Genomic DNA, 17,274 nt, shown 5'->3' with positions numbered 1-17,274 from the left:
TCTATAACTAGAACTTTAAGTAAACTTTCAGCCATAATATTACCTGAAATACTTTCTGTTAATTTCTTTATGTAATTATAAGGAAGAGAACGGGACTGATCAAGTTTAATAGAAACTTCGATTAATTTAACTGCCACAGTATCATACCTATCAGTTATTTTTTGATAAGTAGAATATAAATCATTAGAACCGACTGACTCAGCTACTTTTCTAATAGTATGATACGAAATTGCACAACTTAGATTGAATAAAATCAAACTTGCTTTATGTTCGATTTCTGATTTATTAAGCTCAACCTCTTCCTGTTCAATTATCCTTTGAACTTTAACTGCAATATTTTCTATATTCTCATTTAATGCTGTCAAAAATGTTCCTAAAGTTCTTAAACCAATCAAATAAGCTTCTTCTGCTAGCATATATTTTTGGTCAGCTTTTATAGAACCATAATGATTTCTAAGTATCTGACCTAGTATCTCTATAGTTTTGAAGGCTACATTTAATTTTGCCGCGTCATCCATCGAATTATTTTTTTTATTTTCTTCTCTTTTAATTACTTGATCTCGTCTCAACTGTTCTTCTTTTTCTTCGTCCATTGCAATTAATCGTTCTTCACGATGTTTCTTAACTTCAATATTTTTATAAACTATTTTAGGAACTTGAATGGCTAACTTATTTAGTCTTGTTATGTCATTATCTAAAGTTGTTGGTATTATTTCATTAAAAACCTGTTTCGCTTGCTTGTTTATCTCCTCAAGAATATAAGGATCTTTAGATAAATGAGTGAGAAACATAAATATATTGGCATATTCTTCAATATAAATATCAGCACACATTTTTATCACAATTCTACGAACTTCACTTTCTGCGAGTCTGGTAGATAAGTACTTCGCAACAAAATAATAATAAATATATCTGTATTTAAATTTATAACTTCCACTTTGTGACTCAAGAATAGACGAATTAAGCAATCTTTTAAGCATTTTATCAAGTTGATGATGCGAGTCATATTCCTTGTTGAAGCAATTGTTGAAATTTTGAAACTCTTCTTTGGTAACTTCTGAAATATCTTTCTCAAAAAAATGATAAGCTAACTCTGAGATATAAGTATAATAAGCATCTATCTCATTATGTTGCATTTTCAAATTAACAAAAGATTGAGTTATCAAAAGTTCATAATAATAGCCATAGGCTGATTCTTTATTATTATGGGGTAAACCACTTTCAGCCGTCTGAAGTAAAATCATTAAAAAGAAAGGATAAGAAGGTACAAAATTATTCCCTATTACAACATTTACATCTCGAGCCATCATATCATTTTTTTCAGCTAACATTTTATCTGATATTAAATTATCTTGACCTAATGTGTTCCATTTATCGATTAATTTAGATCGTTTTAAATGTCCAAATTGCATAACTTCAAGTTTTTCAAAGCCCTCGAAGAAATTTTGCTCTTTATCAGATTCATCTATAAAATCAAAATACCTTAACATGTCATCTCCTGTTATAAAAACATTTGGGTATACAGAACAAATGTTTTTTAATAACTCAGACTTATACTTAGCATTAAGCTTATTTCGTCCCCAATCTTCTATAAAAAGAATTTTTCTATCATACGATAATTGCTTATAATGTTCTAAACTGCCACTTGAATACTGTCTTTCGTAGTTTTTATAGACTGTTTTTTGAATATCAACTAGAGCATGACCTTTAATATCTATAGATTCGATATAAACAGGAACAAAACCTCTATCATAATATGTCTTGAAAAGAATCTTACACAATGCGGTTTTCCCGGATTTTTCTGAACCAAGTATTAAGTTTCTCATTGTTTCTTTCTTATTATTTAGCATTGATAAATCAACTATTTCTTCTTGCTTACTAGTGCGTTCATCCACTTCAAATTTCTTTGCATTTGGGTATATATATATATATCTTTTAATTTAACATTTGGATTACGAGGATGTTTTAATGGGATTCCAGGATCATTTAGATTTCGGTAAAATTCATCAGACAAATTAAAAATATTTTTTTGTAGTAAATTGGATCTGATAAAATCTACGTTCTCTATCTGATTTTCGATTTTGTAATATTCTCCGTTCCATGAATATTTGGTAATGCTTTGTTTTTTTTCTGATAAATCCAAAAAAATAAAATTGAATCCACTTATGCTATCATTCCATGTTTCTTGCAGCACACTACCCTCAATATGTTGAGTTATATTTCCTTGTAAATCATCTAAAATATTGATCGTAGATACATGCTCGTGTCCAGTTAAAATAATATCTGAATTTTGTCTCAGTACTCTATTTATTTCTCTCGAATTATCAGGATCATACCAATTATATGGATGATGGATAAGAGATACTGTTAAATCTGCTTTATTCGCTTGTAAAAGCTTTTCATACATTTGAATAGGAAATATTAATGTACCTGCTTGTTCATTAATTGTAGATAACCAAGCAGAGTTAAAACAGTTGAATAAGATATCATACTCACCCAAACTAAACTTATAAATTTTCAACAATTTTTGATCTAAAATTTTATCTTCTGATTCATAAGCTCTTAAATACTCAAAATATTCTGTTTGAACAGACGTTAATGTTTCAATAATTTCTTCTGAAATATCAGGCTTACCCTGTTTCACTGAATCTAGTACAATATTTCTTACTGTCGATTTATCAAAATCGCAGTCATGATTTCCTGGAATCAAAATAAATTCAATTGATAGGCTTTTTTTTATGTTCTCTATAGTCTCCTGTATATCGTTTATCAGCTGCATGGCTAAGTAGTACTCTTCTTGCTTCCCCGAGTAAGCACTATCTCCACTAATAACAATAAATAACTTATCAATCTCAAAAATATAATCTTGAATTGCAACAGGTATTTTACAACTTCTGTTCAAAACAATATTATCATCCACTTTGATATGAATATCACTCAAATGCAACAATCCTATTTTCAAAAAAAGACCCCCTATTTCATTGAGTTCAAAGTATATTGTTTACTGAAAATAAGATACACAAGCTCGGAACAAATATATCACATTTGCCAAATAACCAAAACACTCCATTTAATACAAAATAAAAATCATTTTTTTGTACATTCAAATTGTCAATCCATATACATCGCCCATCGCCGATCCATAATCAAGATATACTCCGCATGTTCATCCGCATCTAGCTTGGTGGATACCAGGTGAATCTTCTCCGCGTCTTCCGGGCTTCCGGGCGGCAAATCTTTCATCGGATCGGTCAGCAGCTTTTTGTTTTCCGAATCATAAAAGTAATCCAGAAATCCCGAGCCGGGCAACTCCATATCCTGATCGCCGTACAGCTTGACGATCTCTTCTTGAGACATGCCGACTGCCGCGCCACGCGCCGTCCGGTACTGTCCTTTCGACTCCTCCAACAAGCGAATCGCAGCTACCTCGTCTTCCCTGTAAAATAGCTGGACCCCTCCTTCGTAAGAAAAGTTGCCGGAATCGCCTTCTTCCGTGGCTTTGCCTACAACCTGCTCCGCGGCTTCCCGACTGGCTCCGTAACACACTTGGGCTTTCGAATCCTCCGCCTTCACCGCGCACATATCCTTTTCCGAAAAAACGTTGGGTTCGAATGTTGTCTCGGCCGCTCCGCATCCTGCGGTCAGCAGTACTAATCCGCCAATTAGCCATCCCGCTTTTCTTATCACTTTCAAGCCTCCCTATGAGTCGTTTTTAAACCTATCCTATGTAGAACGCATATGAAGCTAATTCTCTCTTACTCTTTCTTTTAACGCTAAAATGCAAAAAACTAACGCCGATCGAAATCGACGTTAGTTCGTATTGACGGTATCTGTCCTCCAAAGCCTATGCGGCGTATCGTTGCGAGACGTTTTACGGAGACACCATGCCGCCGTTCGCGTTCAGCGTCTCGCCGGTCACGTAGCTGGATTCCTGGCTCGCCAGGAACACATATGCAGGCGCCATTTCCACGGGTTGTCCCGGACGTCCGAGCGGCGTTTGCGAACCGAACTCCGGCAGCGCGTCCGGCGGCTGGCCGCCTGCGACTTGCAGCGGCGTCCAGACCGGACCCGGCGCTACCACGTTGACGCGGATGCCTTTCGGGCCGACCTGCTGCGCCAGCGCTTTGCTGAACGTGTTGATCGCGGCTTTGGTCGTCGCGTAATCCAGCAGGATTTCCGACGGGCTGTAAGCCTGGATCGACGACGTGTTGATGATCGAGCTGCCCGGCTTCATATGTTTGATCGCCGCTTTGCACAGCCAGAACATCGCGTATACGTTCGTTTTGAACGTCTCGTCGAACTGTTGCGTGGAGATTTCTTCGATACTTTCGCGGAACTGCTGCTTGCCCGCCACGATCGCCAGAATGTCGATGCCGCCGAGTTCTTTGACCGCCGTTTCGATCAGGTTCACGCAGTAGCTTTCGTCCTTCATGTCCCCCGGCAATGCTACCGCTTTGCGGCCTTCGGCTTCGATCAGCTTCACGACTTCCTGCGCGTCCGCTTCTTCTTCCGGCAAATACGCCAGCACGACGTCAGCGCCTTCTCTCGCATAAGCGATTGCCGCCGCGCGGCCGATGCCGCTATCCGCTCCGGTCACGACCGCTTTTCGGCCGACCAAGCGTTCTTTGCCGACGTAAGACGTTTCACCCGAATCGGGAATCGGCGTCATGTCTTTTTGAAGGCCCGGACCTTCCTGTTGTTGTTCGAATTCCGGTCCTGCTTTCGTAAACTGGGTCGTCGGGTCCTGCATTTTGTAGATGTCGCTCATGTTGAAAGTCCTCCTCAGGTATACGAATTTAGTTTTCCGTTTTGATTGCTCATCTCTTTACTCGTCTTTTATGTAACCTTCATTATCCCGGTTTAAACGAGCGGATTTGGGGTAACTTGAAAACAATAACCGAACCCCGATTCCGGGAAAGGAGCGATTCATCATGTCCAACTTGAGCGAACATGCCACCACCTCCGATCCGAAAGCGGTCGAAACGGTACGCGATCTGATCGAAGATATCGAGACGGCGATGCTGACCACCGTAACCGAAGCAGGTCTCGTATCGCGACCGATGAAAACGCAACATATCGAGTTCGACGGCGATCTATGGTTTTTGACGAAAAAAGACACGGCGAAATACGAGGAGATTCTTAAAGATCCTCGCGTCAATCTAGCTTATGCGGGAAAATCGTACGTCTCGATCAGCGGACGCGCCGAATTCGTTGAAGACGACGCGCGCAAAAAAGTGCTGTGGAATAAAATGTACGAAAAGATTCTTGATACGCCCTACGACGATCCCAATCTCGTGCTGATCCGCGTAACCGCGGAAACGGCGGAATACTGGGAAAGCGGCAGCGCCGTGAAAATGATCTCCCATCTGCTGAAAAAAGCGATCGGCAAACGCTCCGATCCGAAGTCGGAGCCGGGTCTTAACGAAACGGTCGATCTGACTTCCGTGCCGAAGCCTTGATCTGGATTGTCGGTTGCTTTAGCGGTTCGAATAAAACCGCTAAAGCAAAAACTCCTGAAAAAATGCTCAATGCTAAAAAAATGCTCAATACTAGCTGCCGAAGCGAATTTCTTCGAAAGGATTCCGATAAGGCGATGAAATAAGTGCTCAAATACACTTATTTCATCAGATTCACTCCCGATTCTTCAAATAAATGCGAATATACACTTATTTGAAGAATCGACACGTACAAGGGGAGGATGCGGAGAAATTAAGTGTACATCCGCATCTATTTTCCCCAAACGGAAAAATTGGAAGAAAATAAGTGTATATCCGCACTTATTTTTCAATCTTCTGTCCTGATTGCTTCGAAGGTCAGCGTATCAGCTTCCCCACAATCCGATCATCTCGCGCACGCCGTGCGTCTCACCCGCATCGACTCCGAACGAAGCTGGCTCAGCGGCTTGGGACGCGAAAAATAATATCCCTGCATCTGCACGCAGCCGAGCGTCAGCAGTAGGCGGTGCTGTTCGTCCGTCTCGACGCCTTCGGCGATCACGGACAAATCCAGCTCCTTGGCCATGGCGACCACGCCGCGAATCATGGCCCGGCTGATTCGGTTGTTTTGCGCGTTCTGCGACAGGATGCGGTCGATCTTCAACGTGGAGATCGGAAGCTCTTGCAGCAAGCCGATTCCCGAAGAAGACTGGCTGCCGAGATCGTCGAGCGAGAACGTCACGCCCAGTTCGCGAAGCCGAAGCAGTTGCGGCAAAATATGCGAAGCGTCCAGACGCTGCGTCGTTTCGTTCAGTTCGATCTCGATCTTGTGCGGCGAACAGCCGGTTTCCGCGAACACGTGTATCGCCTGTTCGACGAAATACGGATCGCGCAGCGACTTGACCGTAATATTGACATGAATACGTTCGGCGGGAAGAAGAACATGTTGCGCCAAACAAGCTTCCCGAAGTACCCACAGATCGACCTGCTCGATCAGGCCGGCTTCCTCGGCGGCTTCGATCGCTTCGACGGGAGACACGCTCCCGCGCGTAGGATGGTTCCAGCGAAGCAGCGCTTCGTAAGCCAGCGCGTTTCCGCATTCCCCTTCAACGATCGGCTGAAAATGCAGCTCCAACTCGCCCCCCTGAAGCGCCTGGCGCATATCCAATTCCGCTTGCTGATCTTCGATCCGGAAAATGCTCACGCCGGCTTTGCCGCCTTTTTTGATCCGGTACATGGCCGTATCGGCGCGCTCGATATACTCGCGCAACGAATCGGCTTCCAGGCAGACGCCGATCGACAGCGTCGGCGGTTCCTCTTCGTCGGCCAAAGGCAGTTCTTCTTCCCGAAATGCCGTGACCAGGCGATCGACCGCTTGCTGTACGCGCTGCGCGTCGTCCGTCGGCAGCACGATCACGAACTCGTCGCCTCCGTAACGGCACAGCAGCCAATCGTCGTCCGCGGCTGTGCGGATCGACTTCGCGAGAGACTGAAGCACCCGGTCTCCGGTCGTATGGCCGTAGCCGTCGTTGACTTCTTTGAAATTGTCCAGATCCATAAAGATCACCGCCGTCGGCAGATCGGCAAGTTCGCGTTCATACAAGGATTCGAGCGCGCTATAACGCAAAAACCCGGTCAAATCGTCGAAATAAGTGGTCTCCTCCAGTTGGATCAGGCCCGATACGACGGACGCGACATGCAGCAATCGCTCCACGTCTTCGTCGGTAAACACATGATCGCGGTCCAGCGAGCAGATCGTTCCGTACAAATCGCCGTTTTTCAACCGGATCGGTACGCCGACAAAGCTCGCTTTGCCGAGATCCGAAGTGATCGGCATTTCGCGCGTCAGCGACGAACAGGTCGTGTCTTCGATCCTAACGGGACCGTCTTGCTCGTTGACCAAACTACAATAAGATATCGAATAAGGCAGCACGCTTCCTTCTTGAACCAACTCTTCGTCGCGGTTCGAGACGCTCAGGATCGTGTTTTGCCTGCCATTGTTGTAAGCCATAAAAAAGGTATTCGCATCGATGACGGAATGCAGCAGCGAGAACAGCGTCTTGGACGTGACCCGAATCAAGTCTTCACGCTGTTCCTTCATCGGTTTCATATTAAACCTCCATGAGTCTAAGGGTATACTAATTTTAGGTACATAAGCCCATTATAAACGAAAAGCAAGCAAGCGTCATCTTTAATTTAGCCAATTTTTTCTACTTTTTTCGTTATTTTTCCTGTGTTCACGATAAAGACCGTACGTTCCCGTTAAAAACGGAAAACGTACGGCCGCTTTAACTTTCCGAATCCCGATTCCGCTTGTCGATGGCCCGCTGACCATAGGGTCAAGTCAACGCATACGGGTATGCGTGCCACCGGGACATGTTTCCATAATGCTTGCTCGCTATCTTGCTTTACTTCATCATAATCGAAGACGATCCGCCTCTCAATCCATTCCTCTCATTTTTGGTTAAGATAGCAAAAAAGCCGTATTCGCCTTCATGCTAACATGAGAGCGGACACGGCTTTTGCTTTTTTGACCGTTTGCGTTTTTTCCCGTTTACGTGATCGAAGCGGCATAGATCGCTTCGACGGAACGTTGCAACGTCCGGTCAAAGTCGGCTTCCGTTTGGCCGAAACTCAATCCTTCCGCCAACGCCCGCGAGAAGCTGGCGATTAATCCGGGATTGCGCGCAAGACGCTCGTTGGCTTCCTTCTGCGGATACCCGCCCGACAAAGCCACGACGCGCACGACATGGGGATCTTGCATCAGATCGCTGTAAAAGCCGTCCACGGACGGAATCGACAGTTTCAGCATGATCCGCACATCCGGGTGAAGCTTCGCAAGCTGCCGGACGATTTCTTCTTTTAAAATGCGCTCCGATTCTTCGCGATCTTCGCTCAGGATATTGACCTCCGGCTCGATGATCGGGATCAAACCGGCCGCGAATATACGCTTGCCGTATTCAAACTGCTGCTCCGCGACCTGCTTGATCCCTTCCGTATTCGCTTCATGAATCACCGAGCGCATTTTGGTGCCGAAGATCCGTTTGTCGACGGCCCGCGCCAAAAGCCGGTCCAGATTCGGCATCGGTTTCATCACCTGCACGCCGTTTTCCTGCACGTCGAGTCCTTGATCCACTTTGAGAAAAGGAACGACGCCTTTTTCTTCCCATAGATAATCCGCCGTCGGTTTGCTTTCGATCTCGCGATCCATCGTATTTTCGAACAGGATCGCGCCCAAAATAAACTTGGAATCGAACGCCGCGCTTTGGATGATGCGCGTCCGCATCGTATGCACCGCGGTGAACATGCCTTCGTCGTCCGTATACGAGTCTTCGGCGACTCCGTATTGCAGCAGCGCTTTCGGCGTGCTGCCTCCGCTCTGGTCGAGCGCCGCCACGAATCCTTTCCCTGTCCGCATCCGTTCAAGTTGTTGTTCGTTCATGTTCTTTTCCCCTTTCCGATTTGCGATACTCCTCTATCCATTACCCACCCCAGCCGTTTAAGCCATATCGAATCCGTCTTTTTCCAACAAAGGGTATGGTACACTTGAACAAGGAGTTTTCTCCCACGAATTTTGACGATAGGGGTGCAGATATGAATCCGACAGATCTAAACCGGCTTCAACTATTGGTGAGCAACACTCAAACGATCAAAAAAGAATTCGCTTGGCAAAACATCAGCATTTCCCGATTGGCCGCTATGCTGTATGCTGCCGAAGACAAAGCTGCCGATCCTTCGGCGCTCCGAAATGTCCATGATCTGATCAAAGAAAGCACGGGCGCGTTCTCGATATTCCGCGGCACTTTGTCTGTCGGAATCGCGGCCATGCTGTCGTTGACTGACGATCCGCAGGGCGGCTTGGAAGATACGTTGCAAACGTACGAGCAAATGAAAGCGCATAAGTTCAAGCCTTCCGATCATCTGGCGATGGCCGCTTACGAGATCGCTCGACACGCGAAGCCCGAACAACGCGAAGACGCGATCCGGCGAGCCAAAATCTTTTACGACGGCATGAAAGAAAATCACCGCTTCCTGACTTCGTACGACGACTATGTGTTTGCCGCGATGCTAGGGCTGTCGGATCTGGAACCGGAACCGGCACTGAAGCAGATGGAGCAACTTTATGCCGAATTGAAGCCGGAACTGCGCGTCAGCAACGGCTTGCAATCGCTCACCCAGTTGCTGGTACTCGGCGGCGCGGATTGGAATGCCGCATCCCGCCTGCACCAATTGCGCGAAGCGTTCAAGCAACGCAAAATTCGGACCGATCGGGACTACACGCTGCCGTCGCTCGGTTTGCTCGCTTTGTTGCCGCTGGACATTCAAGTCATTGCGGACGAGATCGAAGCAAATATCGCGTATGTCCGGGAGCAAAAAGGATACGGCGCCTGGTCGATCACCGACCGCGAACTGCTGCTGCTGATCTCCTCCCTGTTCATCTCGCGCAGCATAGGCGAAGTTCGCCAGGGCCTCTCCGCATCGACCGTGTCTGTAGCGCTGACCAATCTGGTGATCGCGCAGCAAGCCGCGACTATGGCGACCGTAACCGCGATAGCGGCGGTCAACTCGTCTTCATCGAATTAAACAGCATCGGCAAGTTAAAAAAGCTTTTGCACAAAAACGCCTATACGAAGATCCGCCGGGGCGCGGAACGTATAGGCGTTTTTGATCGCTTTGCGGACCGCGCTACCTTACTCCAGCACGCGTATCCGCTCGGGGGTTTGCGTGCCTTCTTTGTACCAGACCATCACGATCTGCCCGCTTTTCAGCTCGGAAGCATCGTTCGTGTCATTGCCCGGCGCGGCGTCGGACGAGATCTGAACATCGTCGCCGAGCGCAAGCTTTTCGCTTTCGCCGGTCGCGATCCATTCCGTTTGTCCGTCGGCCGCGCCGCCCGGAGACTGCGCGCCTGCTCCGGCTGCCGTCGATCCGCGTTCCAACAGCGCAAGCGTCAGCGTGTCTCCGTTCACTTCGGTGATGCGTCCGATCAGGTCGGCATCGATCGCTTGGCGCATCCCTCTGCCGTTTCCGCCGTTTCGGTCGAATCCGCCGAACCCTCCGTTTCCTGGCATGCCCATACGGGCATTCGCGCCTCCGAGGCCTGCTCCGTTGTTAAACGCGGTCGAGGTCGTGCTCGGAATGTTTTGCGCGGTAATCGCGTCGCAGGCGGCGAGCAGCATGGAAAGTCCGAGCAAGGCCGCCAACGCTCCCGTCCTTTTTTTACCCATTGATCTCTCCCCCCTTATCCAGCGATAGACGTCTGCCGAATGCGGTGTTCGCCAGCAGCGCAAGCGTATCTTTGAAGCCCAGATAGGACAAAATCAGCAGCAACGGGTAGACCGGATACAGATAACGGGACTTGATCTCCCATAGCAGATAAAACGCGATAAACCCAAGCAAGATCAGCACCAGCAGCACCTCCGCGTAGCGCCGGGCTCGAATGCCCGTCAGCAATCTCACCGCCGCCAACGCGTACGTCGAAACGGTGGACGCGTACAGCACCCATAGCAGCCCGGAACGCGCAGCGGAATCGCCTTCGAACAGCTTCGTCATCCACGTATCGTAGCTGTAACTGCCGGAGATCGACGAAGCGCCGAAGCCTCTGCCGGACGACGAAGCGTTCCCGATGCCGTACCGGTCGAGCTGATAGGTTCCTTCCGTCCAGACCCAGACCAGCTTTTTGTAATACATGCCCACCAGCTCGCTTGGAGTCGCTTCCGAAAGCTTTTCCCGAATCGAGGCTTTGTACAGCTCGGCGCTCTCGGCTTTGTTGTAATTCGCTTCGTTCTGGTAAATCCGGTAGCTCTCCATATTGTCCCAAAATCCGAACCGCTCCAGATTGATGCCCATGTTCAACCACATATAGACGGGAGCGGAATTGGAAGAGGCCGATTCGTCGGTGACGCCCGCTGCTTGCAGCGAAGCGCTTTGCGTCCAGGCCGGAACGTTGAACAAAGCGCCCAGCACCAGCAGAGACAGCAAGCTTCGGCGAATGCCGATCTTTCGAACGGATAGCAAAATATAGAGGGCCGAAGCAATCAGGATGATGGTACCGATGCCGCGGAAATAGTTGCCGAGCGCCAGCAGCACCGCGGCGAACACGATATGGCGGAACATTTTCGTTTTTACGAACCGAATCACGAAATAAATCGCCGAGGTCAGCAGTGCCGTGCCGATCACGTCGTTGTAGATCAGGTTCGGCATCAGCAGCGACGGCACGTAAAACGCGGCCAAAACCAGTACGACATAATCGTTTCCTTTTTCCCGGCCGACCAATTCCCGATGGATCAGATAGATCATGAAGGTCGTCAGCAGCGAAAACAGGATATTGAAGACTTTAATCGTCACATAATTATCTGGAAAAATCGCCAGCAACGTTTTCAAATAAATCACGGTGGAAAAGTTGAACGGAAACATATGCAGATACCCGCCCGCGTCGAACGTCGAATAATCGTTGCGGTACAGCATGTCGAGCGCGAGCGATAACACCGTCTGCGAATCGTCGGTCGGCAGTCTCGGCAGCAGGAAGATCAATGCCAATTGCAACAGCAGCGATGCGCCCAGCACGATCGGTACGATAAGCGTTGCGCGGTAGCGATTCAGCCCGAGGCAAAGCCGATACAATATCAAAGCCAGCGCAAATAAGACGATCACCAGCAAAATAAGCACGATCGGCTGTTGGGTCTTTAGGATCGGATTATCGCCGTAAGCGGCATAATTATACTCAGCCCGGATGAAGAAGGACGAGACAACGAACAAGCCGAAGAATACGGTCAGAATCAGGTAAAAGGATTTTTTCAACACTTGCGGCATGGTCCAGCTCCTTCACGAAAAATCGTTTGGTCAACGTCCAGTATAGGGAACAAGTCTGAAAATAAGCTGAAATTTGCGGCGGCGATATGAAAAAAAGCGGCTTTGCCGGATATGCCGACAAAGCCGCTGCCCAATGAACGGCAATCGTTTCGAACTTATGGATGCAAGGGTCTTGTTGACTTGTTGTTGACTTGTTGCTGACTTGTTGCCAGCTTCAGCCTTCCTTGGGTTCCAAACGGATCGTCTCGGAACGTTTGCCTTCATTCCAGATCAATAGCAACTCCACCGTGCCCCGCTCGTTCGGCGCATACTCGGTCGTGACCAGGTCATGCAGCAGATACATCTTTTGTTCCGGCGCTTTTTTAACGATCAAGCCTCCGTGGCCCGATTCGATATCCGCGCCGTAGTACGAATATTTCACCTCGCCGATCGGAGCCGGACCGGGACCTTCGTACGAAGCAGTCAGGCGCGCCCGTACATGACCTCCGTTTTCCGGGACATACATCGAGTATTCGGCCGACCAGGCTTCTCCTTCTCCCTCGTAATCGCGTATTTCCGGCGCTTGCTGCTGCGTACCGGCTTGCGCGGACTGCGATTGCGGCGCGGACGCATTTTCCGCGGCATGGCCGCAGCCGCCGAGCAGCGTCATGATTCCCAAAGCGGCGATCCATTTTCTGTACATGTCGGTTTCCCCCTCCGCGACGGCCCTCTCCTTTTCCCGATCATCGCTTCTCTTAGGTATTTGTAACCGTTTTGAGACGTAAAAAAACGAACCGCGAGCCTTCTTTACGGTTCGTTTCGCAAATTCACCATGACTTTTAGTCTAACCCATCATATCCGCGGATCGCCATTCGCCGTCCGCGCCGAGCACGACGCAGATCGTATGCCCCCAGAACAGGTCGCCGTCTTCGTACCACAACGTAAATTCGGCGTCTTCGTCCAGCGTTAGCGATTGCAGCGTCATACGGTCGGCAAACTCCTGTTCCGTCAGCTCGTCTTCGTCCTCGTCCAGCCAGGCATCGTTTTTAAGTTCGACAAGTTCTTCGGCCGCGTAAAGTTTTGCCGACCGGTCCAGTTCGCGCAGTTGCCGGATCAACGTTTCCAAAGCGGGAATCAACGCCTCAGATTGATCGCGTTCGGATACGTCCACGTACAGTCCGACCGGGCGGTCTCCGTTTGCGATCTGGCCGCCGAAGCGTTGATAGTCCGGATCGAACGTCAACGTGCCGCCGCTCCAGCATACCGGCGGGTTGTCGGCGGCTGTCCGCTTCACGGGAGGCGAAGGCACCACCGTTTGCTCCATCGCGTAAAAAGCCTGCTCGATCTCCTCTTCTGTCGCTCCGGCCATCACAAGATCCAACTCCCGGAAAGCAATGCCCATTTGGAGCGGCGAAGCTTTGACCGTACGCCCGTTTTCCGATACGAAAACGAAACGTCCGCCTTCCCCGTCTTCCTGTTTCTCGTAGCGGATTTGTTTCGGAACAAAAGCGGACGGAAACGGGATATGCGTCCAGGAAGCTCCGCCCGAAGGCAGGCAGCGATAGATGTCGGCGCATAGCAGCGATTCCGCTCCGGGTTCGTTTTCTTTGTTCAGCACGCGGATTCGGCCGTCCGGCTGGCGGAACGCATGCTTGGGCTGAATCAGGATCAGTTCGGCATCGTCGGACGAGAAAGCGTGCGGCGCTTGAATGTCAGATCGCTTGCGCAGAGCTTCGGGGTTGCCGATATAGGCGCTTTTGACCAGATCGAGAGTTTCGCTCGTATCGTAATACATAGGGGAATGCTCCTTTGCGTTTGTTATTTCGTTATTAGCATAACACTTTGCGAATCGAAAAAAACGGCGCTGCCTTTTACTTAAAAAAGTTTAAAAAATCTTTAAATACTTAAACAATTCAAATTCGAGCTTCTCTACATAATTTTAGTGAAAAAATTCACAAATATTGTCGAAACGTGATGCTATACTCGACCCGACGAAAGGATTCGGCATCGCGCAAATCGCGGCCTTTCGAAAAAGAGACGCACAGGGGGTACGGTACGAAATGATGAAACGAAACAGCAAAACGTTGACGATTCTGCTAATGTTGGCGTTGTCGGTGATGCTCGTGATCGCGGGCTGCGGCAATTCGGCGGGCACGACGACCCAGGAAGCGGCCGGAACGGACAGTTCGACAACGGCGGAAGGAACAACATCTACGGATCAAGCGGCGGATACGGACCAAACGACCGCGGCTGCGGATAAAGAAGAAACGGAAGCGACTTCGGGAGCATCCGAAACGGTAGGCTATACGCCGCTCGATCAGTTGCAAGAAAGTTATGATATCGTCATTATCGGCGGCGGCGGAGCAGGCATGACGGCGGCGCTGGAAGCGAAAGCGGCAGGCATGAACCCGGTCATTTTCGAAAAAATGGAAGCCGCCGGCGGCAACACGCTCAAATCGTCTTCGGGCATGAACGCGTCGGAAACGAAGTTCCAAAAAGAACAAGGCATCGAAGATAGCAACGATCTGTTTTTCGACGAAACGCTCAAAGGCGGACACGATACGAATAACCAGGAGATGCTGCGTTATTTCGTCGACAATTCGGCAAGCGCGATCGACTGGCTCGATTCGCAAGGCATCACGCTCGATAACATCACCATCACGGGCGGCATGAAAGAAAAACGCACGCACCGTCCGACAGACGGTTCCGCGGTCGGCCAATACCTGGTCAGCGGTCTGGTCGCCGACGTGCAGGAACAAGGCATTCCGCTGTTCGTGAACGCCGACGTCAAAGAAATCACGCAAGAAAACGGTCAAGCGAACGGCGTCAAAGTCGTGTTCGACGGCAGCGACGAAAAAACGATCTCGGCGGGCGCGGTGATCGTGGCGACAGGCGGCTTCGGCGCCAATCAGGAACTGATCAAGCAATACAGACCGGATCTTGAAGGTTACGTCACCACCAACCAACCGGGCAGCACGGGCGACGGCATCACCATGATCGAAGCGCTCGGCGGCACGACGGTCGATATGGACCAAATCCAGGTTCACCCGACCGTCAATCAGGAGAAATCGTATCTGATCGGCGAAGTCGTTCGCGGCGAAGGCGGGATTCTCGTCGACAAAGAAGGCAACCGTTTCGTCAACGAAATGGATACCCGCGATAACGTAACGGCGGCGATCACCAAGCTGGATAACCGCGAATCGTATCTGATCTTCGATTCCGGCGTCAAATCGCGCGCCAAAGCGATCGAGCAGTACGACAAAATGGGACTGGTGCAAACCGGCGAAACGATCGAAGCGCTGGCGGAACAAATCGGCCTGCCTGCGGATGGGTTGAAATCTACGCTCGATACGTGGAACGCTTCCGTAGCGGCAAAAAAAGACGCAGCGTTCGGTCGTGAGACCGGCATGGACAACGATCTGTCAGGCGCGCCTTATTACGCCGTCAAGATCGGTCCCGGCATCCACTACACCATGGGTGGCGTGAAGATCAACACCGAGACCGAAGTGCTGAATGCGTCCGGCGAAGCGATTCCAGGTCTGTACGCGGCTGGCGAAGTCACGGGCGGCCTGCACGGTCAGAACCGTATCGGCGGCAACTCGGTAGCGGAGATCGTTATTTTCGGCCGCGAAGCCGGCGTGAAAGCGGCGGAATTCGTGAAGGCGAATCAGTAAGGATCGACAACGCTCAGTAGGGGTTGGTAGCGGTTTGCGAATCCGGGTCGATAGGCAGCACGCTCATAGGCAATACCTTCATGAAGAAGCCCGATACGATCTGTCCGCAGATCGTAACGGGCTTTTGTTATGGATAAGGATTTCATTTTCGTAAACCGATATGAATTTGGTCAGGCTGCTAGGGCGTGTGCGCAAACTCCGAAGGAGGCAGATTTTGCTGAATTTTCGTTCTCGGCAAGGAACTTTTTCGAAGGCGTGCCGGGGCACGTCGAGGGAAAGTGACGCGGATGAGAGCGAAAAGGCAGCAAAAGATGCACGTCGTTGAGTTTGCGTACATGCCCTAGGGCGTGTCTTCAAACCTCGATGGAAGCAGATTTTGCCGAATTTTCGTTCTCAACAAGGAACTTTTCCGAAGGCGTGCCGGGGCACGTCAAGGGAAAGTGACGTAGGAGAGGGCGAAAAGGCGGCAAAAGATGCACATTGGCAGGTTTGAAGACACGCCCTAGGCCAAAATCTATTTTACCCGGCTCAACTCATCCAGCAGCGCGGAACGATTCGGATAGTGCTAGGGTGTGTCTTCAAACCTCAATGGAAGCAGATTTTGCCGAATTTTCGTTCTCAACAAGGAACTTTTTCGAAGGCGTGCCGGGGCACGTCAAGAGAAAGTGACGAAGGAGAGGGCGAAAAGGCGGTAAAAGATGCACATCGGCAGGTTTGAAGACACGCCCTAGGTCAACATACGAATGATTTCTTCTTTGTTTTTCGTTCCCGCAAGCCGCTTGGCATACTCTTCGATATCCGAAGAATGCTGGCGCACATGCTCCAATTGAGCCGGAAGATCGTTTTTGTTTTCGATCAGCATGGATTTGATTCTTGCTTACGATTCTTCGGTCTGATCGCCGGCAAGTTTTTCAAGATCGGCATAGCATTGGAAGGACAAGACGAATAACGTCAAAAACGTGCGGTTCCGCTTTCGGAAACCGCACGTTACGCAAACGCGAACCCTGTTCGCTTCAGTCCGCCGAAGTCCCCTTCTCCAAAAAGCTGCAAGTCGCGCAGCGGGCGGGATCGGGATCGGGATCGGGATCGGGATCGGGATCGGGAAAAAGCATAAACGGGATCGTCGGTTCGATATAAAATAAATAAGTGCTCAAATGCACTTATTTGGCTGGATCTACTCCCTAATCTTCAAATAGGTGCAAAAGTGCAACTATTTGAAGAAAAAGCGCGTGAAAGAGTCTAAGAGCGAAAAATTAAGTGCATATTCGCATCTATTTCTCCAAAATCGTAAAATTCGAAGAAAAGAAGTGCATATCCGCACTTATTTTCAAAATCCCGATCATCGCTTGTCCCGGTTCGAGATTTTTGGGTTT

The 17,274-nt window shown here is 49.1% G+C and carries 14 protein-coding genes; 3 read left to right on the top strand and 11 right to left on the bottom strand.

Annotated features, from left to right (window positions below):
- From WKI47_RS01835 to WKI47_RS01820, 4 genes are all read right to left on the bottom strand, one after another.
- Positions 1–1,895 (bottom strand): hypothetical protein (locus WKI47_RS01835; protein ID WP_340225484.1); only part of this gene is annotated, 1,895 nt, incomplete at its 3' end.
- A complete protein-coding gene (locus tag WKI47_RS01830; RefSeq protein ID WP_340225483.1) occupies positions 1,862–2,962 on the bottom strand; it encodes a metallophosphoesterase family protein in 1,101 nt (366 codons plus the stop codon). The genes WKI47_RS01830 and WKI47_RS01835, both read right to left, overlap by 34 nt.
- Before the next feature lie 149 nt (positions 2,963–3,111).
- On the bottom strand, positions 3,112–3,687 hold the full coding sequence (locus tag WKI47_RS01825; protein ID WP_340225482.1) for a hypothetical protein: 576 nt from the start codon (positions 3,685–3,687) through the stop codon (positions 3,112–3,114).
- Positions 3,688–3,871: 184 nt separating this feature from the next.
- Positions 3,872–4,768, bottom strand: a complete 897-nt coding sequence (locus WKI47_RS01820; RefSeq protein WP_340225481.1) for an SDR family oxidoreductase — start codon at positions 4,766–4,768, stop codon at positions 3,872–3,874.
- A 163-nt stretch (positions 4,769–4,931) separates the two neighbouring features.
- Here WKI47_RS01820 and WKI47_RS01815 point away from each other — a divergent pair, with 163 nt between their 5' ends.
- Positions 4,932–5,459, top strand: coding sequence for a pyridoxamine 5'-phosphate oxidase family protein (locus WKI47_RS01815; protein WP_340225480.1), 528 nt, complete (start codon positions 4,932–4,934; stop codon positions 5,457–5,459).
- 382 nt (positions 5,460–5,841) lie between these two features.
- Here WKI47_RS01815 and WKI47_RS01810 read toward each other — a convergent pair whose 3' ends face one another.
- Positions 5,842–7,545: a bifunctional diguanylate cyclase/phosphodiesterase gene (locus tag WKI47_RS01810; protein ID WP_340225479.1), complete on the bottom strand. Its 1,704-nt coding sequence runs from the start codon at positions 7,543–7,545 to the stop codon at positions 5,842–5,844.
- Positions 7,546–7,989: 444 nt separating this feature from the next.
- Positions 7,990–8,877, bottom strand: a complete 888-nt coding sequence (locus WKI47_RS01805; RefSeq protein ID WP_340225478.1) for a fructose bisphosphate aldolase — start codon at positions 8,875–8,877, stop codon at positions 7,990–7,992.
- 152 nt (positions 8,878–9,029) lie between these two features.
- Between WKI47_RS01805 and WKI47_RS01800 the strand changes: the two genes are divergently transcribed.
- Positions 9,030–10,019, top strand: coding sequence for a DUF4003 family protein (locus WKI47_RS01800; RefSeq protein WP_340225477.1), 990 nt, complete (start codon positions 9,030–9,032; stop codon positions 10,017–10,019).
- A gap of 107 nt (positions 10,020–10,126) precedes the next feature.
- On the opposite strand, the gene WKI47_RS01795 is transcribed toward WKI47_RS01800, so the two are convergent.
- From WKI47_RS01795 to WKI47_RS01780, 4 genes are all read right to left on the bottom strand, one after another.
- On the bottom strand, positions 10,127–10,663 hold the full coding sequence (locus WKI47_RS01795) for a hypothetical protein (RefSeq protein WP_340225476.1): 537 nt from the start codon (positions 10,661–10,663) through the stop codon (positions 10,127–10,129).
- Positions 10,656–12,248, bottom strand: coding sequence for a glycosyltransferase family 39 protein (locus WKI47_RS01790; RefSeq protein ID WP_340225475.1), 1,593 nt, complete (start codon positions 12,246–12,248; stop codon positions 10,656–10,658). The genes WKI47_RS01795 and WKI47_RS01790 overlap by 8 nt, the downstream gene beginning before the upstream one ends.
- Before the next feature lie 214 nt (positions 12,249–12,462).
- On the bottom strand, positions 12,463–12,930 hold the full coding sequence (locus tag WKI47_RS01785) for a hypothetical protein (RefSeq protein ID WP_340225474.1): 468 nt from the start codon (positions 12,928–12,930) through the stop codon (positions 12,463–12,465).
- Between the two features lie 141 nt (positions 12,931–13,071).
- Positions 13,072–14,022 carry a DUF2262 domain-containing protein gene (locus WKI47_RS01780; RefSeq protein ID WP_340225473.1) on the bottom strand — a complete coding sequence of 317 codons (951 nt, stop codon included), beginning with the start codon at positions 14,020–14,022 and terminating at the stop codon, positions 13,072–13,074.
- 265 nt (positions 14,023–14,287) lie between these two features.
- On the opposite strand from WKI47_RS01780, the gene WKI47_RS01775 reads away from it, so the two are divergent.
- Positions 14,288–15,901, top strand: a complete 1,614-nt coding sequence (locus WKI47_RS01775; protein WP_425355420.1) for a flavocytochrome c — start codon at positions 14,288–14,290, stop codon at positions 15,899–15,901.
- Positions 15,902–16,628: 727 nt separating this feature from the next.
- Here WKI47_RS01775 and WKI47_RS01770 read toward each other — a convergent pair.
- The gene (locus WKI47_RS01770; RefSeq protein WP_340225472.1) at positions 16,629–16,763 is read right to left on the bottom strand and encodes a hypothetical protein; all 135 of its coding nucleotides are present in this window, start codon (positions 16,761–16,763) and stop codon (positions 16,629–16,631) included.
- Positions 16,764–17,274: the final 511 nt, after the last annotated feature.

This window comes from Saccharibacillus sacchari, from assembly GCF_037722395.1.
Lineage (GTDB): Bacteria > Bacillota > Bacilli > Paenibacillales > Paenibacillaceae > Saccharibacillus > Saccharibacillus sacchari_A.
Note: the sequence above shows the minus strand (reverse complement) of the source record. Positions and strands in the feature narration are given on the sequence as shown.

Excerpts from the sequence above, each read along its gene's own strand:
- WKI47_RS01820 (WP_340225481.1), bottom strand. The coding sequence starts at position 4,768 with ATGAGCGACATCTACAAAATGCAGGACCCGACGACCCAGTTTACGAAA.
- WKI47_RS01815 (WP_340225480.1), top strand. The coding sequence starts at position 4,932 with ATGTCCAACTTGAGCGAACATGCCACCACCTCCGATCCGAAAGCGGTC.
- WKI47_RS01810 (WP_340225479.1), bottom strand. The coding sequence starts at position 7,545 with ATGAAACCGATGAAGGAACAGCGTGAAGACTTGATTCGGGTCACGTCC.
- WKI47_RS01805 (WP_340225478.1), bottom strand. The coding sequence starts at position 8,877 with ATGAACGAACAACAACTTGAACGGATGCGGACAGGGAAAGGATTCGTG.
- WKI47_RS01800 (WP_340225477.1), top strand. The coding sequence starts at position 9,030 with ATGAATCCGACAGATCTAAACCGGCTTCAACTATTGGTGAGCAACACT.
- WKI47_RS01795 (WP_340225476.1), bottom strand. The coding sequence starts at position 10,663 with ATGGGTAAAAAAAGGACGGGAGCGTTGGCGGCCTTGCTCGGACTTTCC.
- WKI47_RS01790 (WP_340225475.1), bottom strand. The coding sequence starts at position 12,248 with ATGCCGCAAGTGTTGAAAAAATCCTTTTACCTGATTCTGACCGTATTC.
- WKI47_RS01785 (WP_340225474.1), bottom strand. The coding sequence starts at position 12,930 with ATGTACAGAAAATGGATCGCCGCTTTGGGAATCATGACGCTGCTCGGC.
- WKI47_RS01780 (WP_340225473.1), bottom strand. The coding sequence starts at position 14,022 with ATGTATTACGATACGAGCGAAACTCTCGATCTGGTCAAAAGCGCCTAT.
- WKI47_RS01775 (WP_425355420.1), top strand. The coding sequence starts at position 14,288 with ATGATGAAACGAAACAGCAAAACGTTGACGATTCTGCTAATGTTGGCG.
- WKI47_RS01770 (WP_340225472.1), bottom strand. The coding sequence starts at position 16,763 with ATGCTGATCGAAAACAAAAACGATCTTCCGGCTCAATTGGAGCATGTG.